The organism is Salegentibacter sp. (genome assembly GCF_036568425.1).
Lineage (GTDB): Bacteria > Bacteroidota > Bacteroidia > Flavobacteriales > Flavobacteriaceae > Salegentibacter.
Genome location: NZ_DATCSO010000101.1, coordinates 79,121 through 100,988 on the forward strand (window position 1 = coordinate 79,121; position 21,868 = coordinate 100,988).

20 protein-coding genes are annotated in these 21,868 nt (G+C 38.1%); 12 read left to right on the forward strand and 8 right to left on the reverse strand.

The features are described from left to right. Positions 1 to 54: 54 nt before the first annotated feature. A complete protein-coding gene (locus VIM94_RS10250) occupies positions 55 to 5,004 on the forward strand; it encodes a translocation/assembly module TamB domain-containing protein (RefSeq protein WP_332039207.1) in 4,950 nt (1,649 codons plus the stop codon). Positions 5,005 to 5,006: 2 nt separating this feature from the next. Then, positions 5,007 to 7,289, forward strand: a complete 2,283-nt coding sequence (locus VIM94_RS10255; RefSeq protein ID WP_332039208.1) for a BamA/TamA family outer membrane protein — start codon at positions 5,007 to 5,009, stop codon at positions 7,287 to 7,289. Here the strand turns inward: VIM94_RS10255 and upp are convergent. Continuing rightward, complete coding sequence (upp, locus tag VIM94_RS10260; RefSeq protein ID WP_332039209.1) at positions 7,286 to 7,945, reverse strand: uracil phosphoribosyltransferase; 660 nt, start codon at positions 7,943 to 7,945, stop codon at positions 7,286 to 7,288. The two genes, VIM94_RS10255 and upp, sit on opposite strands and share 4 nt — an antisense overlap. Positions 7,946 to 8,073: 128 nt before the next feature. Here upp and VIM94_RS10265 point away from each other — a divergent pair, with 128 nt between their 5' ends. Both VIM94_RS10265 and VIM94_RS10270 read left to right on the forward strand, forming a co-directional pair. Next, the gene (locus VIM94_RS10265) at positions 8,074 to 8,691 is read left to right on the forward strand and encodes a hypothetical protein (protein WP_332039210.1); all 618 of its coding nucleotides are present in this window, start codon (positions 8,074 to 8,076) and stop codon (positions 8,689 to 8,691) included. Between the two features lie 142 nt (positions 8,692 to 8,833). Then, positions 8,834 to 9,862 carry a c-type cytochrome gene (locus tag VIM94_RS10270; protein WP_332039211.1) on the forward strand — a complete coding sequence of 343 codons (1,029 nt, stop codon included), beginning with the start codon at positions 8,834 to 8,836 and terminating at the stop codon, positions 9,860 to 9,862. Positions 9,863 to 9,868: 6 nt separating this feature from the next. Here VIM94_RS10270 and VIM94_RS10275 read toward each other — a convergent pair whose 3' ends face one another. Continuing rightward, positions 9,869 to 10,345, reverse strand: a complete 477-nt coding sequence (locus tag VIM94_RS10275) for a PA2169 family four-helix-bundle protein (protein WP_332039212.1) — start codon at positions 10,343 to 10,345, stop codon at positions 9,869 to 9,871. A 143-nt stretch (positions 10,346 to 10,488) separates the two neighbouring features. Between VIM94_RS10275 and VIM94_RS10280 the strand changes: the two genes are divergently transcribed. From VIM94_RS10280 to hpf, 7 genes are all read left to right on the forward strand, one after another. Further along, entirely contained in the window at positions 10,489 to 10,947 is a 459-nt protein-coding gene (locus tag VIM94_RS10280) for a universal stress protein (RefSeq protein WP_332039213.1), read from the forward strand. A 282-nt stretch (positions 10,948 to 11,229) separates the two neighbouring features. Beyond that, positions 11,230 to 11,670 (forward strand): cold shock domain-containing protein, encoded by a 441-nt coding sequence (locus VIM94_RS10285; protein ID WP_332039214.1) that lies wholly within the window; start codon positions 11,230 to 11,232, stop codon positions 11,668 to 11,670. A gap of 126 nt (positions 11,671 to 11,796) precedes the next feature. Then, positions 11,797 to 13,119: a DEAD/DEAH box helicase gene (locus VIM94_RS10290; RefSeq protein WP_332039215.1), complete on the forward strand. Its 1,323-nt coding sequence runs from the start codon at positions 11,797 to 11,799 to the stop codon at positions 13,117 to 13,119. 32 nt (positions 13,120 to 13,151) lie between these two features. Next, positions 13,152 to 13,367 (forward strand): VF530 family protein, encoded by a 216-nt coding sequence (locus VIM94_RS10295; protein WP_332039216.1) that lies wholly within the window; start codon positions 13,152 to 13,154, stop codon positions 13,365 to 13,367. Positions 13,368 to 13,567: 200 nt separating this feature from the next. Continuing rightward, a complete protein-coding gene (locus VIM94_RS10300) occupies positions 13,568 to 14,029 on the forward strand; it encodes a cupin domain-containing protein (protein ID WP_332039217.1) in 462 nt (153 codons plus the stop codon). A gap of 263 nt (positions 14,030 to 14,292) precedes the next feature. Beyond that, positions 14,293 to 15,207, forward strand: a complete 915-nt coding sequence (locus tag VIM94_RS10305; protein WP_332039218.1) for a cation diffusion facilitator family transporter — start codon at positions 14,293 to 14,295, stop codon at positions 15,205 to 15,207. Between the two features lie 125 nt (positions 15,208 to 15,332). After that, positions 15,333 to 15,632: a ribosome hibernation-promoting factor, HPF/YfiA family gene (hpf, locus tag VIM94_RS10310; protein WP_081211174.1), complete on the forward strand. Its 300-nt coding sequence runs from the start codon at positions 15,333 to 15,335 to the stop codon at positions 15,630 to 15,632. 61 nt (positions 15,633 to 15,693) lie between these two features. On the opposite strand, the gene VIM94_RS10315 is transcribed toward hpf, so the two are convergent. Then, the gene (locus VIM94_RS10315) at positions 15,694 to 17,718 is read right to left on the reverse strand and encodes an aconitate hydratase (protein WP_081211172.1); all 2,025 of its coding nucleotides are present in this window, start codon (positions 17,716 to 17,718) and stop codon (positions 15,694 to 15,696) included. Between the two features lie 124 nt (positions 17,719 to 17,842). Here VIM94_RS10315 and VIM94_RS10320 point away from each other — a divergent pair, with 124 nt between their 5' ends. Next, positions 17,843 to 18,379, forward strand: coding sequence for a hypothetical protein (locus VIM94_RS10320; RefSeq protein WP_081211170.1), 537 nt, complete (start codon positions 17,843 to 17,845; stop codon positions 18,377 to 18,379). Between the two features lie 104 nt (positions 18,380 to 18,483). Here the strand turns inward: VIM94_RS10320 and VIM94_RS10325 are convergent, their stop codons facing one another. The 5 genes from VIM94_RS10325 to VIM94_RS10345 form a co-directional block, all read right to left on the reverse strand. Beyond that, positions 18,484 to 19,203, reverse strand: a complete 720-nt coding sequence (locus VIM94_RS10325) for a hypothetical protein (RefSeq protein WP_332039219.1) — start codon at positions 19,201 to 19,203, stop codon at positions 18,484 to 18,486. A gap of 106 nt (positions 19,204 to 19,309) precedes the next feature. Then, complete coding sequence (locus VIM94_RS10330; RefSeq protein WP_332039220.1) at positions 19,310 to 20,104, reverse strand: SDR family NAD(P)-dependent oxidoreductase; 795 nt, start codon at positions 20,102 to 20,104, stop codon at positions 19,310 to 19,312. 105 nt (positions 20,105 to 20,209) lie between these two features. After that, complete coding sequence (locus VIM94_RS10335; protein ID WP_081211166.1) at positions 20,210 to 20,908, reverse strand: OmpA family protein; 699 nt, start codon at positions 20,906 to 20,908, stop codon at positions 20,210 to 20,212. Between the two features lie 16 nt (positions 20,909 to 20,924). After that, positions 20,925 to 21,404, reverse strand: coding sequence for a lipocalin family protein (locus tag VIM94_RS10340; RefSeq protein ID WP_332039221.1), 480 nt, complete (start codon positions 21,402 to 21,404; stop codon positions 20,925 to 20,927). 90 nt (positions 21,405 to 21,494) lie between these two features. Beyond that, positions 21,495 to 21,656: a DUF1328 domain-containing protein gene (locus tag VIM94_RS10345; RefSeq protein WP_081211162.1), complete on the reverse strand. Its 162-nt coding sequence runs from the start codon at positions 21,654 to 21,656 to the stop codon at positions 21,495 to 21,497. Between the last annotated feature and the right edge of the window lie 212 nt (positions 21,657 to 21,868).

Here is a 21,868-nt window from a genome sequence, read left to right on the forward strand (position 1 = left end):
CTCTCTGCAAAAACACTTATTATGGGCTAAATTTGAAGGAAAGCCTTATAAAAATTGAATAAGAAGTCAGGAAAAACAGGATATAAAATTTTAAGAATCCTCGCAAAAATCTTTGCGGGGGTTCTTGTTTTTATCTTATTGCTTATATTATTCATAAGATCTCCCTGGGGCCAAAACCTTCTCGTAGATAAATTTACTTCCTCCATTGCAAAAAAAACCAATACCAAAATAGAAATTGATCGCTTGTTCCTAACCTTTTCAGGAAACATCAATTTAGATGGGTTATATCTTGAGGATCAAAAAGGTGATACTCTTATTTATTCTAAAAGTCTGGAGGCCGATGTTCCTTTTTGGCCTATTATCCGAGGCCAAGGCATTAGCATAAATTACCTTGATTGGAATGGAGTGACGGCCAATATTCACCGGGAAGATTCTTTGGAAGGCTTCAATTTTGATTATTTGATGGAAGCCCTGGCAGGTTCAGGTACAACAACTAACAACCAGGATACTACTCAAACTGCTCCAATTCAAATCGAGATCGGGGAAGTATCCCTAAACAATTTTAATCTGAGTTATCATGATAAAGTTTCAGGTATTGATTCTGAAATAAAGGTAGGTAGTTTAACTCTTGAAATGGATAAAACCGACCTTGAAAGTATGAATTTTCAGATTGCCGATTTGGAAATAGAAAACAGCTTAATCGATTACCATCAGAGGAAAGCTTTTCCTGAATCTGATAAGGAAGCGCCACCTTTGCCAAAGCTTTCAGCTAATTCTGTGCGGCTGGAAAATATTGAAGCCAGGTATAATTCGGTTCCTGATTCTTTGAAAGTCCGGGCCGATATTGGAAGATTTTTATCTTTAAATCCAAACCTGGATCTTCCAAATAATCGAATGGCTGTAGATCAAATCGACCTGGAGTCTTCACAAATAGCAGTTAATATTCAAACCAACCCGAAGAGAATTAATGCTTCGCCAAAAACTCAGGAAGGTTTTACCTGGCCGGAATATTATTTAAAACTGAAAGAATTAAACCTGGAAAATAACAGCTTTACTTTTACCCAAAATGCTAAAGATCCTCAGGAAAATATATTTGATCCAACGGCTATTGCATTGGAAAATATATATCTACAGGCGACTGATTTTCTTTTTGAAGAGCAAAACGCTCACTTAAACCTTGAAAAGCTAAGCTTTAATGAATCAACTGGTTATGAACTCAATGAATTTTCCGGAGAGTTCTTATTATCAGATAGGGAGATGAAGTTTTATGAACTACAACTTCAACTAAATCAGAGTAATCTTCGGGGGGATTTTTCTGCCCAATACTCCTCTTTAAACGATTTTATTCAAAAGCCGGAGAACTCTAAACTTTCCGTAAACCTACCACAGATCAATTTCGATATTAATGATCTTTTTAAATTACAACCTGATTTAAGACAAAATGAATATATCCAGGCTCTCAGCAAGAATATGGTAAACGGCCAGATTCAGGCGCAGGGAAGTCTTGCTGATCTTTCTGTTTCAACAGCAAAAATATATTGGGGAGAAACTTATATCAATGCAAATGGGCGTATTAAAAATGCCAGCGATCCTGAAAGAATCAGTTTTAATTTCCCAAATGCAAAGTTGGTTTCAAATAGGCGAGATCTTCAAGGCTTCGTGAATGAAACTGAGTTGGGCTTTAGAATTCCTAATGATGTAGATCTTCAGGGACAGCTAAGTGGATCCCCAACAAATATTAGGGCCGATGTTATCCTGAATTCCAGTGACGGAAAGATCGATCTTGAAGGAAATTTCAGAAATGATGCAGAGATGGCTTTTAAAGCTGACCTTAGGACCACAGGACTCAATTTGGGAAATCTGCTCAGCAATAAAAGTATGGGCTTAATGAATTTAGACCTTACTGCTTCGGGATCGGGGGATAATATGAATTATATGGATGCCGAAGTAGAAGCAATGATCAATTCCTTTACTTATAATGATTATGAAATAAATGACCTGCCGATTACAGGAGAACTGGAAAATGGACAGGGAATGTTTAATAGTTCTTACCGCGACGAAAACCTTGATGCTACACTAGACGCCTATGTTCAACTCGATTCAATAGCTCCCGAGGCCCAAATCGATCTTAATATGGAGGGAGCCGACCTTCAGGCCCTGGGATTCACTTCCAGGCATATTAAAACAGGATTCAAATTAAAAGGGAATTTTAAAGGTAATGCAGAGAATTATGAGGTAGATGCTCAGCTTACCGATGCAATTGCAGTATATGATAACGAACCTTATTTTGCAGGAGATCTTAATCTGGATGCACACGTAACTCCAGATACTACTGCTTTACACATCAATAACAGCATTTTGGAGCTTAGTCTGGAATCAAATTCCGACCCTATTGGTTTTGCTGAAGCTCTTGAACGTCATTATTTGAGTTATTACACCGATAAGGAAATTGATACGGCTAAAAATCCCGTAAATATCAAAATGAGAGGAGAAATACGTCAGGATCCCATCTTAACCGATGTTTTCATTTCAGGCATTGAAGAAATGGATACCATCTCTCTGAATATGGATTTCAGGGAAAAGGAACGTAAATTGACTACAGCTGTTAATTTTCCTAAACTTCAATATGGGTCCAATGTAATAGATAGTCTTGCTTTCAGAATGAATTCTGATAAGGAAGACCTGGATTTTGAGTTTGGTTTTAATTCCCTGGAAGGTGGCCCTCTTTTGGTAAAAAAAACTTTCCTTCAGGGAAAAATGCAAGACCAGAAGTTGTATCTGGACTTTGTGGCTAATGATAAGGATAGTCTTTTAGTGCATGTGATGACAGAAACCAGCAGGCAGGGAGACAGTGTGATGGTAAGTTTAAATTCTTCTGAATTAATCCTGAATAAAAATAAATGGGAGGTTCCGGAGAATAACAGCATCGTATATACGCAGGACAATCTTGAATTCAACAATTTCAGAATTAGCAGAAATCAGCAGGAAATAAATATCGATAATGCTTCTGTAAAAACAAATAAGAAAAATATCTCCCTAAATTTTAAGAACTTTAATCTGGCTACTATTTTCAACTATTTTAATCCTGAGCAGGAACTGGCAGGAGGGAAGATGGATGGAAGTTTGGTTATGGAAGACCCCTTTGGGAGTACCGCGATGCTGGCTGATTTAAAAGTAAGAGATTTCAGAGTAATGGAAGCACCTCTCGGGGTATTAACTCTTGATGCAAGCGCCAAAGGTGGAGGAAATTATGCTATGGATCTTTCAACAAAGGGAGGAGAATTGGATATGGATCTAACCGGGGAATATGCGGCAAATGAAAAGGCAGCTCAATTAAACCTGAATCTTCAAATAAATGACCTACAGTTAAGCGTTCTGGAGCGTTTTTCTCAGGGAGAGATTAAGGAGACCAGTGGAAGTATTACTGGAAATGTAGAAATTAAAGGTACTACCCTGGAGCCCGAGTATTCCGGCACCTTGAATTTTCACAATGCAGGTTTTAATGTAGCAAGTTTAAATGCAGCTTTTGAGCTTAGACAGGAAAAAATAGATATTGATAACGATGGAATCTATTTGGATGATTTCACCATAAGAGATAGAAATGATAATGAATTCGTGGTTTCAGGGGATATTTTAACAGAAACTTACTTAAACCCGGAATTCGATCTGAGACTGGAAGCAAATAATTTCGATGCCCTAAATTCTACAAGAGAAGACAATGATCTTTTCTACGGGAAAGCAAATTTTGATGTAGATGCCAGGATAACGGGCGATCTTAAGCTTCCCAGGATAGACGGTAATCTTAGGGTAAATTCTAATACAGATCTTACTTATATAATGCCTGATGCCGATCTGGAAATGGTGGAAAGGGATGGTATTGTGCGGTTTGTTAATCGTGAAGACCCGGATGATATTTTAACAGGAAATACCGAAGAAGCAACGGCAGTTGTATCGGGAATGGTTGTAAATACGCTTATCGAAATAGATGAAGATGCGGTGTTCACCATTATTATTGACGATAATACAGGAGATAATTTTAAAGTTGCAGGGGAAGGCGAGCTAACCTTTAACATAGCTTCAAATGGCCGAACCAGTCTTTCCGGGCGTTATGTGATGAACCGTGGCCATTATGAAATGAGCCTTTATGAATTGGTTAAAAGAGATTTTCAAATCGTATCGGGAAGTAGTATTTCCTGGTCTGGCGACCCTATGGAAGCAAGGTTGGATATTAGCGCACTTTATGAGGTGGAGACCTCTGCAACTTCTCTTATGACTAGTGGAGCGACCACTGATGTTAGTGGACGTTTCAGGCAGGAATTACCATTTCAGGTATATCTTAATGTAGATGGAGAACTTATGCAGCCCGAATTAAGTTTTAACCTTGATATGCCAGAAGCACAGCAAGGCGCTATTGGTGGACAGGTCTATGGCAGAATTCAACAACTTAACCAGCAAGAAGCTGAACTTAACAAACAAGTATTTTCATTACTTGTTCTGAACAGGTTTTTCCCTGGAGGAGGAAGTGATGGTAGTCGTGGTGGCACTATAAATATTGCCCGAGATAATTTAAATCAGGCCTTATCAGATCAATTAAACAGATTTTCAGACCAGTTGGTTGGAGACACCGGAATAGAATTAAACTTTGGAGTAGACAGTTTTACCGATTACCAGGGAGAAAGTCCGCAGGAGCGCACTCAGGTAGATATAACCGCCCGCAAGCGTCTTATGGATGACAGATTGATCGTTAGTGTAGGAAGCCAGGTAGATGTCCAGGGAAGTAGTCCTACAGGAGAAAGCACTCCAATGATAGGAAATGTAAGCCTGGAATATTTGTTAACTGAAAATGGACGTTTCCGGCTTAAAGGCTTCCGAAGAAATACTTATGAAAATGTTATAGATGGACAGATAATCATAAGTGGAATCGCCCTTATTTTCACCCGGGAGTTCAACAAATTCAAAGAATTGTTTGAAAAAGAATTGCAAGAAACTCAGGAAGAAAAATAAATATGCTTAACAGAAAAATCATATTAAAAACTTTAGTGCTTGTTATTGCCGGGATTCTTGTGCAAGCCTGTAATGTAAAGCGTTTCATTCCTGAAGATGAGCTCCTTTATACCGGCGCAGAAATTAAGCTGGAGGCAGAAGACAGTATAAAAGCGCAGAACAGGATAAAAGACGAAATTGAAGCAGTACTAACCCCAGACCCAAACACAAAAATTTTGGGAAGCCGTCCCGGATTGTATTTCCATTATAAAGCACAACGGGAAAAACCGGGATTCATCAATAAATTCCTGAATGATAAAATAGGAGAGGAGCCGGTTTACACTTCAGATGTAGATTTGAGCCAAACTTCAGATTTAATTAATAACCGCCTTGAAAATCGTGGTTTTTTCTACAGTGACATTGGTGCCTCAATTGAAGAGGATTCTACAGCAAAAAAAGCTAAGGCGATCTATAAAGTTAATTTATCCAGGCCCTATAGACTGGAAAATTTTGAACTGGATACCGATTCCCTGGATATATATCCGGAAATTAAAAAAAGTCTCAACGATACCTATATCGAACCAGGAATGAGATTTGACCTCACTATCCTTAAAGCCGAACGGGAAAGAATAGATAAACATCTAAAAAGCCGTGGTTATTATAACTTTAATCCCTCCTTTTTGATTTTTGAAGCAGATACCAATCAATATGATAACAAAAAATTCAATCTTTATTTGAAACTCAAGAAAAAGGTTCCGAAGCAAGCTATAATCCCTTATAGAATTGAAAAGGTAAATATCTATGCTAATTACGAAGTAGGAGCCGATAGTATTCCACGGGATACGCTAAGATATGGGAACAAAAATTTTATTCAGGAGCCGGAATTTTTTAAACCAAAATATCTTGAGCCCTATATTTTGATTGAGGAGGGGCAATATTTTAATCCGGATGATTCGCGTAATACCGGCAGAAGGCTTGGTTCAATTGGTGCTTACAAATTCGTGAATATTCGTTATAAAGAAACAGATACCATAACTAAAGATAGTCTTGGTAATCTGGAAGCCAATATTTATTTATCACCCCTTAATAAAAGATCAATAAGAGCTGAATTACAGGCTGTAACAAAATCCAATAATTTTGCTGGTCCAGGTCTTGCGATCACTTTTACCAACCGAAATTTATTTCATGGGGGAGAGATTCTCAATATCACAGGGAAATTCAATTATGAAAAACAGGTTTCCGGGGGAGATCAGCGCGGTTTAAGCAGTACCCAACTTGGCCTTGAAACCGATCTGATATTTCCGCGTTTATTATTTCCTGTGAAAATAGACCATCATTGGTTTAGATATTCTATTCCTAAAACCAAAGTAAGTTTAGGCGGTGATTATTTAAACCGAAGCAAGCTTTTTAGTATGCTCTCTGCCTCGGCCAGGTTTGGTTATTATTGGGATGCCAATCGTTATGTTAGTCACGAATTTAACCCTATCTCCCTAAATTACCTGAGATTGGCTAACACTACTCAAGAGTTTAGAGATATTCTGGATGATAATCCTTATTTGCGCAATAGCTTTAATCAGGAATTTATTTCTGGCTTAACCTATTCTTTTATTTACAACGGGCATATAGACCCATGGAAAAAGCATCAGTTTTTCCTGCATTCCACTCTTGATGTCGCGGGAAACAGTGTAGATCTATTAAGCAATAAAGACGATCCCAGGCCACGCAATTTTTTAGGTTTGGAATATGCACAATATGCTAAAGCCGATATTGATTTTAGGTACCATTTTCTAATAAAGGGAGAAAGCAAAATAGCAACCAGGATATTTGCCGGATATGGAATTCCGTATGGTAATTCTGAAGTTTTACCATTTACCAAGCAATATTTTGCTGGAGGTCCATATAGCGTAAGAGCATTCAGGATACGATCTTTAGGCCCCGGAACTTATAATCCGGAAGAAAGTGATGAAAGTTCCTTCTTTGACCAGGCAGGAAACATCCGGCTGGAAGCAAATGCCGAATACAGATTTCCTATAGTATCATTTCTGAAAGGTGCTGTTTTTGTAGATGCCGGAAATGTTTGGAACAGTAAATCTAATGAGGAATTGCCGGGAGGAAAATTTGGTTCAGACTTTTTAAATGAGCTAGGAATTGGCGGAGGAGCTGGCCTAAGAGTAGATATTCAAAATTTCGTTATTCGTTTTGATCTTGCTATTCCCTTTCATAATCCCGGCTTAGATAAAGGGGAGCGCTGGACTTTTGCGATAGATGAACCAGTGCTTAATTTTGCGATTGGTTATCCTTTCTAATGCTGCACTTTTTCACCATAGCAGAGATCTCCAGCATCGCCCAGGCCAGGAACAATATAGCCATGCTCGTTTAGTTTTTTATCTATGGCCGCGATCCATAATTTTGTATTTTCAGGAAAATTTTGAGAAATATATTCTACTCCTTCCTCGGCGCCAATCACAGAAACAAGATGAATTTGTTTTGGAGTACCCATTTCCTGTAAAGCATTAAAAACATTCACAAAAGACCGGCCTGTAGCCAGCATCGGGTCAGCGAGAATAAGGGTTTTTCCTTCCAAAGAAGGGGAGGCGAGATATTCTACTATTATTTCAAATCTTTCATCATCAAAAGGATGATGGCGATAAGCAGAAATAAAGGAGTTTTCGGCCTCATCAAAATAGTTAAGTAATCCTTCATGCAATGGCAATCCCGCTCTCAAAATACTGCAAATCACAATATCTTTTTCGGGAAGATGCATTGATGCAGCGCCCAAAGGGCTATTGATGTCAATCTTATTATAATTTAGGGATTTACTTAACTCGTATCCTAGAATTTCTCCCAATCTTTGAATATTTCTTCTGAACCGCATTCTATCCCTTTGAATGCTTACGTCCCTTAATTCGGCTAAAAATTTGGATGCGATGGAATTTTGTTCCAAAAGGTGTTGAACCTGCATTTTTTATGAATTTTAGCAAATATAAGAAATACAACACCCAATTTAGATTAAAATTAATTCCCGTAATTTCGTAATCTCTTAATTTGGCTATATTTTTGATATATATCGCTCAAATTCAATTCAGTTATATGAAATCGGGACTACTATTTTTTATTATGTTATTGGCAGGACTGGGAACTTATGCCCAGATCGAGATTCCCAGGACAACAAATACCGGAGGACTATTAAAAGCCGAACCCGAAGCAAAAACTGGCTTTCCTATAATTAAGGCTGAGGAACCTAAAGAGAGTAAATATCTTCGCAAGGATAAACCCAAAACAATCGATTTCAGGCAAACTAATGATGAGTTAATTACCGCCGGGGAAGTGGTTGAAAAGAAATGGGAAAAAGACCGCGATATAAAAAACGCGTATAAAGAAAATCAATATCTGGGGGATTTTACAACTGGAGGAAAATTTGTGGAATTGTATGCCCGGGATCACGAATATGTTGATGGAGATAAAGTAAGGGTTATTATTAATGGCGTTGAAATACGCAGCATTAGTCTTGGTGCAGGTTATTATCCCATCCTTGCGAAACTTGAAAGTGGCTTTAATAATATTGAATTTGAAGCCTTAAACCAGGGTACATCTGGGCCTAATACTGCTGAACTTAAAGTATTGGATGAAGATGGTAAACTTGTGACTACCAAGGTCTGGAATCTTCTTACCGGCGCCAAAGCAAGCCTTATTGTTGTAAAAAAATAACTACTGGTCTTAACAGAATCACCTGTATTTTTACTAACTTTAATAGATGTACAGAAGCTTAGGTAACATTTGTTACACTATGAGTTGTGCAATAATTTTATATTCGGGCGCTTCACTAAATTAACAGGCTTGCAATTAAATTATGGATAAATTAAACATATTTAAGACTATATCTAAGATTTTTCTTGGATTTATTGTATTTATCGTACTCTTGTTTGGAGGACTTATTCTCTTTGTTGAATCTCCAGAACTCTTTATTAAGGATAAGATCGCTGCTGCCGATTGGGAGCCCAAAACTGTAGATGAAGATCTTAAATATAATATTTTAGATAGTGAAGTTGAATATGGGTATCGTTTAGTAGCTGAATCTGCCAAATTCATGGGGCCTGGTGCAGATCAACCCGAAATGCGCTATGCCGGCAATAATCTGGCTTGTGTAAATTGCCATTTAAAAAATGGTACCCAGGCTGGCTCCGGATCCTGGGTAGGTGTTTTGGAAAGGTTTCCTTATTACTCCAATAGGGATGGAAAAGAATCTACAATTCAAGACAGAATAAACGGTTGTATGGAACGCAGTATGAATGGAAGAAAACTCCCCATAGACTCTAAAGAAATGAGTGCCATAGTTGCTTATATGGATTATATAAGTGAAGGTATACCCGAAGAAAGAAAAGCTGAATTTAAAGGTTATCCTCCTATTGAACTTCCGAATTTTCCCGCCGATCCAGAAATAGGTAAAGATTTATATGCTAAAGAGTGTGCGGTTTGTCATGGGGAAGACGGGCAGGGGCAGAGGCTGGCCGAAGCTGAAAAAGGCTATTTGTACCCGCCACTTTGGGGTGACGATACTTTTAATCACGGGGCAGGTATGCACCGGGTGATTACTGCAGCGGAATTTATAAAAAGCAATATGCCCTTCGAACAGGCAACCTGGGATAACCCGAAATTAACAGACGAAGAGGCATATCATATTGCAGCCTATATAAACAGTTTCGATAGACCTCAAAAAGCGAATACCGAAGAGGATTTTCCTGATAAGAAATTTAAACCGGTTTCAACACCCTATGGCCCCTGGGTGGATGATTTTTCTCCTGAACAGCATAAATATGGACCTTTCCCACCAATCATTAATTATTACAAGGAAAAATATGGTATTACAAAAAGTAAGTAAGGCGGCTTAATCAGCCAGGTCCTCTAGGCGTTGAATTTCCGAAACTGTTGTCCTTATCTCCTGTAATTGCTTTTCCAGCATTGCTTTGGTTTCTGGAGAAAAGGCCGTTTTCTCTAATTTTTTTTCATATTCCTTCAGGCTTGCTTTTTCCCCTCGAAGACATTCTTCCAGAACCGCTTCATCATCATCTTTGGTGAATAGGGTTTTAAGGTCTATCCAGGTACGATGTAAATCTGCCGTTGCGCTACCTTTTTCTTTTGGTTCTGCATTGAGAGCTCTTAATGCCTTATGAATTTCGGTCGCAAACCTATTTCGCCTTACCGCTTGTTTCATTAGAAATTCTTTTAAATTCTCACTGTCTGCTTCTTCCAAAACTTTTTTATAGCCTTTTTCAGCATCATAGTTTTTCTCTAAAAGTTCTTGCAAACTATGGATTCGCTCCTTTTGGCTTTCTTCTTTGGCAGATTCTCTTGTGGTTTTCATAATTAGTTCATTTTAAAAAGGTTAATACCTTTAAATTTACGACTTCGGTATTTAACAACCATTGGTTTTAAATGGGTTTTAACAGAATTTGATTTAAAATATTCTTCTTAAATTTATATCGCTAACCACAATCAACTATAGCTATGAAAAAAGTACTTATTGCCATAGACTACCATCCCATTTCTGAAGAAGTTGTAAATGCCGGATATGATTTAGCTAAAAAAATGGGGGCAGAAGTATGTCTTATTCACGTACTGGCCGATGTGGCGTATTACGGCATGCAATATCAACCTTTTTTGGGTTATGAAGGCTATAATGAAACAGCAATAGATCTAAACGTTGCTTCAGAAATGAGAGAGGTAGCGGAAGATTATCTGGATAAAGCCGCAGCGCATTTAAATGATGAAAAAGTAGGGAAACATCTTGCTGAAGGAGATACAGCTCGGGCAATCCTGGATTATGCCGAAAAATGGCCGGCAGATCTAATTGTAATGGGAACCCATAGTCATTCTTTTCTGGAGAAACTCTTTGTGGGAACAGTGGCGGCACAGGTACTGGAAAAGACAAAAATTCCTGTTTATATGGTGCCTGTGAAAAAATAAATTGCTTTTCTTTTTTTCTTTAAAGAAAATTTTTCCTTTTAAACCCATAAAAAGTTGATTTTATGAGTTTAAAATACATTTTAATTAGGATAAGCTGAAGCCAGGCACTAATTTTGCACACTAAGAAATATAATGCAATAGTTGTATTTTCGATTATAAAACATTATAATATCCTTATTACATCGCAAAGCAGCTTTCGGGTTAAACCTTACCTGGGAAAAGGCTTTACGGAAGAAAATAAATTTCAAAACAATTAAATAATCAATAGGTAGTTAAAAACGAATGGCAAAATCGCAACAAACATTTAATAAAATAGAAAAAGAGAAAAAACGTTTAAAAAAGCGGGAAGAGAAAAGAAAGAAGAAGGAAGAGCGCAAAGCTTCTAATTCTGATAGTCCTGAATTCGCGTATGTAGATCAGTATGGAAATCTTACCGACACACCGCCAGATCCTGATCAAAAAGTAGAAGTAGATGCCGAGAGCATTGAAATAGGTGTTCCTAAAAAAGAGGATATGCCAGAAGAAGATCCACAAAGGGAAGGAAAAGTTTCCTTTTTCGATCATTCTAAAGGCTTTGGTTTCATCCTGGATACTCAAACCCAGGAAAAGTATTTTGTACATATAAGCGGTACTCTTGAAGATATCGATGAAAATGACAAGGTGTCTTTTGAACTTGAAAGAGGCATGAAAGGAATGAATGCCGTAAAAGTCAAAAAGATATAATTTCAATTCTAAGGCTTCGGTATTAAACAGCTTTTTACCGAAGCTTCTTTATTTTAGGTTATTAAATAGCCTATTACTCTCAGAAGCCGGAATTCACACTTTCCGGTAATTATCATTTTACATCTCATGCAGAAAACTAAAAAAAATCATCAGGAGATCCTGACTAAGCTCGGTATATCTGAACTTAACCCTATGCAAAAAACAGCGCATAAGGTAATTTTGGAACAAAGAGATACTGTTCTTCTTTCTCCAACCGGAACCGGTAAAACCCTTGGGTTTCTTTTACCTTTATTAGAACTGTTGGATCCTGACCTGGATCAGGTGCAAGCCATTATTTTGGTGCCCTCAAGGGAGCTAGCCATCCAAATTGAGCAGGTAACCCGGGAAATAGGCTCTGGTTTTAAAACCAATGCTGTTTATGGAGGCCGTGCATTTGCTAAAGATAAAGGAGAATTGAATCATCCTCCGGCAATTCTTATTGGAACCCCGGGACGTGTAGCCGATCATATAAGGAGAAATACATTTTCCTTAGAAGAGATCAAAACTCTAATTCTTGATGAATTTGATAAATCCCTGGAAGTAGGGTTTATGACTGAGATGAGGGAGATTATTGGGAGTTTGATCAGTCTCAAAAATCGAATTCTAACCTCTGCAACTCAGGAGATTGAAATCCCGGAATTCACCGGAGTTAAGAAACCTATGATACTGAATTTTTTGGAAGGAGGGAGGCCACAACTGGAGATTAAAACGGTATCGGTACCAGGGCGTAACAAACTCCCAGGACTGAAAAAGCTTATTAATCAAAATCCTGAATCCACCGGAATAGTTTTCTGTAATTTTAAAGATAGCATCGCAGAAGTCAGTGATTTTTTCAATAAAAATAAAATTTCTCATGCCTGTTTCTTTGGGGGAATGGAACAAAAAGATAGGGAACGGGCCCTGATAAAATTTAGGAATGGAAGTCATAGAATAATAATTGCCACTGATCTGGCTGCACGAGGAATTGATGTGCCTGAGATCGATTTTATAATCCATTATCAATTACCTATTAAAAATCAGGAGTTTACACATCGAAATGGAAGAACCGCCCGGATGAATTCCAAAGGTATTGCGTATGTTATGCATGGGGAAAATGAAAATTTACCGGATTTTATTCAACCGAACCAGTATAAATGGGATACCGGCACTTTGGTGGGAAGTACAATAAAAACATTCTCAGAACAAACTACCTTATTCATTTCCGGAGGGAGAAAAGATAAGATTTCAAAAGGTGATATAGCTGGTTTGTTCCTGAAGCAGGGATTGCTTGAAAAAGATGAACTTGGCCTTATTGAACTAAAGCAGGATTGCGCTTTTGTTGCTGTACCTGAGCAAAAGGCTGAAGCCCTTATTGCCTCTCTTAATAACTCAAAACTTAAAAAGAAAAAAGTAAGAATACGTAAAGTTTAAAAGACTTATCTCAAATTTTTCTTAATTGAATTATGGAAAATCACCAGCCAAATAATCCGCTTCACGGGCTTAAGCTTGCTGAAATCATGGAATTTCTGGTAAACCAATACGGCTGGGAAGAACTGGGAAAAAGGATAAATATAAAATGCTTTACACAAGATCCTTCAATAAGATCCAGTCTAAAATTTCTACGAAAAACGCCTTGGGCAAGAACCAAAGTGGAGAAATTATTTCTCGATTCACATTAGATATATCACGAAAATTCAATAAAAATCCTAGGTTAAATCATGGTGCAGGAAAATCACCCGGAATATCATTTTATTCCAGGTGTACAGTAATAACTTAAAATACAGGGAAATACGTATAAAGTAATAATTAGGATGGAGCTAACTTGTAGTGTCTTAAGAAAAGTTACTTTGATAATTTTAATTCCTAAAAACCTGTAAACATGAAAAAATTAATGCGAGTACCTAAAACTAAAAATTTACTCTTCTCTTTAATTTTTCTTGCCACGGCATCGCTTTTTGCTCAGGAACCATTTGAAAAATCGGTTGTAATCACTAAAACCGATAAGAGTCTACAATGGAGGCCTTGTCCTGAATTTATGCCTGCTGGCTGCGGAATGGCTGTTTTACACGGAGATCCCGGTAAAAAGAATGCTGATATCTTTTTTAAAGTGCCGGCAAATGCTGAAATACCTATGCATACACATACTTCGGCCGAACGTATGGTATTGGTCTCCGGAGAATTGGAAGTAACTTATGAAGCTGAAGAATCACGAATTTTAAAAGAAGGAACTTATGCTTACGGGCCGGCTCAAAAAGCTCACAAGGCAAAATGTGGGGATTCGCCCTGTGTTTTATTTATTGCCTTTGAAGAAGCAGTTGATGTCTTTGCCAGTGATCGGTAAGAAAAAAGATTTCCATAAGACAGGTGATAATAATTGTATACCTCTTTTTTAAATTGAATAATCGACATATTGACCTATAATTTATATTATGTAAAATAGAATAATTAGAGTCACTACTTTTGTATTCCTTCTTAATTTTTGATCTTCTCCTATAAGTCTAAAGTTTTCTAAAATTTGAGCCTAATGCCTATAAGCGCTATTTAATTATTGTAATTTCCTTTTTTCACTGAAATTAATACACAAATAAATTAAATCTGATCTTTATGGCAGGCGGATCGAAAATCGCAATCTATGGTGCCATTGGCGCCAATACACTTATAGCAATCAGCAAATTTACAGCATCGTTTTTCACAGGTAGTTCTGCAATGATGGCCGAAGGAATTCACTCCCTGGTAGATACCGGGAATGGTCTTCTTCTTCTCCTGGGTATAAAACGTTCTAAACAGGAACCAGACGAAATGCATCCATTTGGTTATGGTAAGGAAGTATATTTCTGGAGTTTTGTAGTGAGCATCCTTATTTTTGCTCTTGGTGGTGGATTTGCCATTTACGAAGGTATCCACGCGCTACAGGACCCTCACGTTATAGAAGACCCTACCTGGAATTATGTGGTCCTTGGCGCAGCAATTATTTTTGAAGGCACGGCGCTGTATCTTGCCCTTAAAACTTTTAATAAATCACGAACTAAGAAAACCAATCTTATCAATAGCATTGTAAAAAGTAAGGATTCTGCTACTTTTGCGGTAATCATTGAAGACACTGCCGCCCTGGCAGGACTTCTTGTAGCCTTGTTTGGTATATTTTTATCTCAACAGCTTCAGAATCCTTATCTTGACGGAGCCTCCTCCATTCTCATTGGACTTATTCTCCTATTAGTAGCCACTTTTCTTGCCCGCGAAAGCAAAGGTCTTCTCCTTGGTGAAAGTGCCAGCGCCGATGTTATGGTTTCTCTGGAAAAAATCCTCAAAAGAAATATTAATATAAAAGATTGGGCTGTTCCCCAAACTATGCATTTTGGTCCCGAAAACATTTTTGCAGTTATCGAGATAGACCTGGCAGATGATCTCAAACTTCTTCAGGCAGAACAAACAATGGAAAGTCTGCGTTTGGAAATTAAAAATAAAATTCCGCAAATTCGCCAGGTGGTGATTCAAACCAGTAATGATATTGATGAATAATGTGTTTTCAAACTAAATAATTAGTTTGCGATAATTACCAATCATAAAACTTTGCCAAATGTGTTTGTGATGCTTGTATTGTTAGTGAAATTTATTTTTCTTGAACCTAAATAAAAAATAGAACTATGGACGCAAGATTTCAATATGTAAAGATGGATAAAAGCGAAGGTTTGGAGGAATTCAGCCAGAAAAAGCTTGATAAGTTAGAAGAAAAATATGATTTTATTATAAGTGCTGAAGTGCATTTTAAAAAACATGAAGTTGAAGACCCTAAGGGATATATCTGCAATATAAATATCAGTATGCCTGGCCCTAAAATCTTTGCAGAATCCAACGAAACTTCATTTGAAGCCGCTGTGGTAGAGTCTATTAAAGATATCGATCGTCAGCTTCAGAAAAGAAAAGCAAAAATGAGCACTCATTAAGAGTGGTCGTTTAAATCTAATAAAAAGGGTCTGAAAATTCAGACCCTTTTTTAATTAGATTTTATTCCATTTTGTCCTTATAAGTATGGTCTAAAGCTTCGTCTTCTCCCAGTTCCTGTTCTTCAATTCTTTCTTTAAATTCATTAATGATTCCGCCTTTCAGCAAGATGTTTATCTGGCGATCACTCATACTATGTTTTGTTTCAAATCTTACTTTATCCCCATTGGGTTTACGAACAATTACCCTGATATTATTTCTGTTTATAACATCATTACGCAGATCTCGAAAGGTTATGATATCCCCCTGCTCTATTTTATCGTAATCATTAATATCTAAAAACTCCAAAGGTAGAATTCCAAAATTAACCAGGTTTTGCCAGGCGATTCTTGCGTAAGAATTAGCTATCACCGCTATTTGTCCCAAATATTTTGGTGCGATGGCGGCGTGTTCTCTACTGGAACCCTGTGCATAATTATCTTTTGCAACAACAATGTGCCCCCCGTGTTCGTCTTTGGATTTCATGGCACGGTCATAAAAAGTTTCATCAATGACGGTATAAGAAAATTTACTGATCTCAGGAAGATTACTCCTAAAGGGTAAAACCTCGGCTCCTGCTTTTAAAATCTCATCGGTAGAAATATTATCACCCATCTTTAACAGAACAGGCACACTATAATGATCCTGCATGGGTTCAATATATGGAAGCGATTTAATATTGGGCCCCTTTTCAAGCTCAATATCAGAACTGTCTTCTGGCGGTGCCACGAGCATTTCAGTATTAATGATCTCCAGATCGGGATATTTAAATTGTGGATAGCTCATGTTATAAAGCTTTTCCAAATCCCTTGGATCGGTGATTTTTCCAGTTAAGGCTGAAGCTGCAGCAGTTTCAGGACTACATAGGTACACCTGATCATCTTTTGTTCCAGATCTGTCAGGGAAATTTCTAGGCATAGTTCTCAAACTTATAGTTTTAGATGCCGGGGCCTGTCCCATCCCTATACATCCCATACAACCAGACTGGTGAAACCTTGCTCCCGCTTTAATGAGGTTGGCAAACGCCCGGTTATCTATCATATTCTGAATTATCTGTCTTGATGTTGGGTTGATATCGAAGGATACATCGCCACTAACAGTTTTCCCATCCACAATAGCACCTGCTATCCAGAAATCTCTTAAGCCCGGGTTGGCCGAAGAGCCTATAACCACCTGGCTTATCTCCTTCCCTTCTACTTCGCGTACCGGAACCACATTTCCCGGACTTGTAGGTTTTGCTATTAGCGGAACAAGTTCATCCAGGATAATTTCTTCATGAAGGTCATATTCACATCCCTCATCGGCTATTAATTCTTTCCAGTCTTCCTCTCTGTTCTGTGATTTTAAAAACCTCCGGGTTTCTTCATCGCTCGGGAATACCGTGGTGGTAGCACCTAATTCGGCTCCCATATTGGCAATCACGTGGCGGTCCATTGCACTTAAGTTTTTAAGTCCTTCTCCATAATATTCCACGATCTTTCCTACTCCACCTTTTACATCGTGACGACGCAGCATTTCAAGAATGATATCTTTTGCACTAACCCAATCTGGCAGTTTACCGGTTAACTTTACCCCCCAAACCTGTGGCATTTTTACAAAATACGGTTGTCCTGCAATTGCAGCAGCTACATCCAGGCCTCCTGTACCAATGGCAAGCATACCCAGAGCACCTGCAGCCGGGGTATGGCTATCTGAACCTACCATGGTCTTTCCGGGTTTTCCAAAGCGCTCCATATGTACCGGATGACTTACGCCGTTTCCGGGACGGCTATACCAAAGCCCGAATTTTTGCGCTGCTGACTGGAGGAAAACGTGGTCATCAGCATTTTTAAAATCGGTTTGTAAAAGGTTATGATCTACATATTGTACCGCTACTTCGGTTTGCGCTTTTTTAAGTCCCATAGCTTCGAGTTCTAACTGCACGAGGGTTCCGGTTGCATCCTGAAGCAGGGCCTGATCTATTTTCAAACCGATTTCGGTTCCTGGTTTCATTTCCCCTTTGAGGAGATGCTCTTTAATAAGTTTCTGGGTTACATTCAATTGTGACATAGTTGGTTAATTTTATTTTTTAAAATATCATTTTTTCATTTGAATTACCTAGCATTTAACAATATCTTATAGCATGATTTAGTCTTATTCCTTTATTTTCCGATTGCTAACTAATTTTTGGATTATGAGTGTAATTATTAAACGGGCGCTTTTTGGAGGAGCTGTGGCTACTCTCGTTATGGCTTCCGGTACATTTGTGCTGGGCAGGCTTTCGGGTTATGAGGCAAAGGCTTTATTGGAATCTTCGGTTTCAGGTATAAATATGCTTTGTAATACCGTGATTTTGGGATCGTCAACCATTCTGGCTTTAATGTTAACCCTATTAAGCCTAAGTCGGGCTGCCAATTCCAGTTTAAATAAGGCACATTACCGGCAGGTATTGAGTATTGCTAAATATGATACCATCCTGATTATTTCAGCAGTGATAGCTTTTTTATTCCTGAATATTCCAATTACAGAAAGCCAGGAAGTACCTGGTAGTTGGTATACCACAATTTATTATATAACCCTAGGTGTCGCAGCTTTGCTTGGAGGTGGTTTGATCGCTGTTGTGACTATGCTTTATGGAACAATAGCAAATATTATTTTAATCGTTGGCCTGGGAGTTACCGATCACCCTTTGGTTGAAGATAATCAGGATGAGGAAACAAGTGAGGAATAAAGAAAAAGGGACTGCCTGAAAAATAAAACCAATACCAGACTGAATCCTGTTAGAAATTGGGAAAGGTATCGTTTTATTTTTATAGCAGCCCCGGGAAACTAAATTTAATGACTTCGGCTTAATGCGTTTAAAATATCGGTTTGCTGGCCTTCTTCCAGGTTAAAACCTGGTTTTCCTTTCCTCGGAAATAAATAACTGAATTCTTCTCTGAATGCACTCCAGCTTTCAGCAAGTCCAAAATCGTCATTCTTTTTCTTCATCTCAGGACGCTTGAAAGTATTAAGATCAGAATCGTAAGGGGAACCCTCGGCATCATCCCCGGTAAATAACATTCCGTCGTTTATTTCAGAATAAAGAATCACAGATGCTCCCCCATTGCCGGGAAGATCAAATACCTTTAGACCAAAATCCTTCAGGACATTTTCCTTGGCGGTTATATCCTTTGTTCTAAAGTCATCTCTGAAATTTTTTCTGGGATGAGCAAAAATTGCAGCGCCACCCGCGTCTTCCGAAATTGTTTTTAGATTGGCATAAGCGCTTTTCATTATTTCATCACAGGTGATGAGAATCCCTTTAATGCGATAGCCATCAGAAACCAGTTTTTTTACTGCGTCTTTTGTAGATTTTTCAACGACATCGATCAGAATTATATCCTGGCGATTTATATGCCTTATAGCATACCCCTGATTGTGGCTTCCGTTGTTTTTATCTCCTTTAATAATAAAGGTATCCGGTATTAACTTATGGAATTTCCCAGGTTCGGCCTTTTCGATAAATTCGGCAGACTGGCTGTGAAGCACCTCCATTTTATCAACTGTCTTCATAAATTCTTTGGATTTTATATTAGTGGTATTAAGATACAAATTCACTTGAGCCCTCACAATCTCCTTTAGACTGTTTAACGCGTTTTAGGACTTAATTAACTACAAATTATTTTAGATGCTCCCCGCCATTTACCGGGATAATACTTCCATTAATCCAGCCAGCCTCATCTTTGCTCATCAGGTAAACCACATTGCCTACATCGGCAGGTACAGTGAGTCTTTTAAAAGGATTATGTTTTAGGGCGTGAACCCGTAGGGTTTCATTACCGGGAATCATTTGAAGCGATCTGGTTACCGTTACTCCTGCCTGAATGCAGTTTGCTCTTATCCCATGGGGCGCAAATTCGAGGGCGATATTGCGCGTTATTGCTTCGAGGGCAGCTTTTGCCGCCGAAACTGCTGCGTAATTTGCCCAGGCTTTTTTATGGCCTTCACTGGTAAAGGAAATTATACGCGCATCTTTGGCAAAAAGTTTATTTTCAAAACAGTCTTTGGTCCAATCATAAAGACTAATAGCCATAGCATCTATGGTTAGCTGAAAATCCTGATTACTCAAAGTTTGGTCTTTTCCGGTCATTGGCCTTAATCTGGCTTTGGAAATACTGTGAATCAAACTTCTGATTTTCCCTTTTTCGTTTAGAATTTTTACAATTTCAGAAATAAGATGACTCCTTTTATCGGCATCGGTGGCATCTACATTAAAGCTTTTTAGCTCTACGCCATGGGCTCTTATTTCGTCGAAGGTTTCCTCAATTTCCGGAATTTCACCTTCAATATCCCGGTGGATAATAATTATGTTCATTCCGTGTTTGGCAAGTTTGCGGGCCGAAGCCAGGCCCAATCCGGTGCTTCCTCCAAGAATTAATGCCCAGTAATGAGAGTCTTTAAATTCAGCTTCCATACGAATGTAGATTGATTAGTTCTTCTAAGTTACCAAAAATCAATGGATTAAAAATAAAAATCCCGGCTTCTGGCCGGGATTTTATATTAATAAGTATAGTTTAATTTATTCCTGTTCTTCTGCCTGTCTTTTGGCTTCTTCTTTTAGTTCTTCATTGGCTACAATGGCCAGCTCTACCCTACGGTTTTTGGCTCTGCCTTCCACAGTACTGTTATCATATTTTGGCTGGAGTTCTCCATACCATTTCGTCTCAAACCTTCCACTGGCGAGACCTTCTCCCAATAAATAATTTGTAACAGCTTGTGCTCTGTTCTTGGAAAGGGTAAGATTATAACTCTCGCTACCTGTATTATCGGTATGTCCCTCCACAAGAATATTGGAATTGGGATATTCTCTAAAGATATCGGCAAGCTTATCAAGTGTTTCGCGAGATCTGGAGTTGATATTGTATTTGTCGGTATCAAAATAAACCCCACTGGATTCATCAAAAGTAACATTAATACCTTCTCCTACTCTTTCCACTTCTGCTCCAGGGATCTCTTCTTCAATTCTTTGAGCCTGCTTATCCATACGATCTCCAATATAGGCACCAGCGGCTCCACCTACTACTCCACCAATAATAGCTCCAAGAGCGGTGTTTCCATCTCCGGTATTGTTACCAATAACACCTCCAATAACAGCACCACCGGCAGATCCGATTACAGCACCTTTTTGTTTATTATTAGCATTCTTGGTTGCTTCACAGCCAAACAACATAGTCGCGGCAAAAAGTAAAGCGAACATTTTATTCAATTGCATCTTCATATCAGTAAAATTTAAATTAGTTTTTAGAAAAGTTCATTCGAATAACAAATGGAGATCCATCCAGACTAACTGTTTGTTCCCAAACCATTTGTGTTTCACTTAAGGATCTAAGGTTTAATCTGAAGCCTTGATTTCCGGTAGTAGATTTGTAATTTTCATCGGTTGGTTTCAGCAGGAAATCATACAGGCCTTCCGGGGTATTTTCCTCATCTATAGACCACATAAAATGACGTTCACCTCCGTCGCAATTAATTCCCTGTACCCGGTAGGTTCCATGGTTATTATTTGATATAAAATTCCAGGTACTTCCTTCAAAGCAATCGGCAGAGACATCATTCAATAAGGTTACATTAAACTCCCCGGCGTTGTTCGGATAGGTTACACTGCTAAGTGTCCAGTCTCCATTAAAAGTTTTTCGGGCCTCTCTGGCAGTTTTACTGGGGCCACAGGCCGCGACCAGTAATGTTATAGATAATAATATTAAAAGTTTTTTCATGGTTTTGGATTTAATTAAATATAAAAACCCAATGCAAGCCCTGGAAAAAACCAAAAAACCACATTGGATTTAAGACTATAATAGATTAAATTATCTTCTGAATAATCGACTAATTAATGATATGACCAGTAGCACTAGAAATATATAGAAAATGATCTTTGCAATATCAGCGAAACCTTCTGCTATGCCACCAAATCCAAAGATTGCAGCGACCAAAGCAATGATTAAAAAAATAACGATTAAACGTACCATAATATTAGATTTTTTGATTAGTTAAAGTCTAAATTACAGTAGGAGCCTAAGGTCCACAAAAGATTATTACTAATTTAACAGTAAGCCCGTTAAGGTTTCTTAATATGATTGAAAAACTGTTTAATTAATGCTAATATTCAATTAATTCCTGAAGCTTATCTTTTAGTCTTTCCTTCGGGAGATATTGTTTTTCCAGTTGAGGAGCAAAGGGT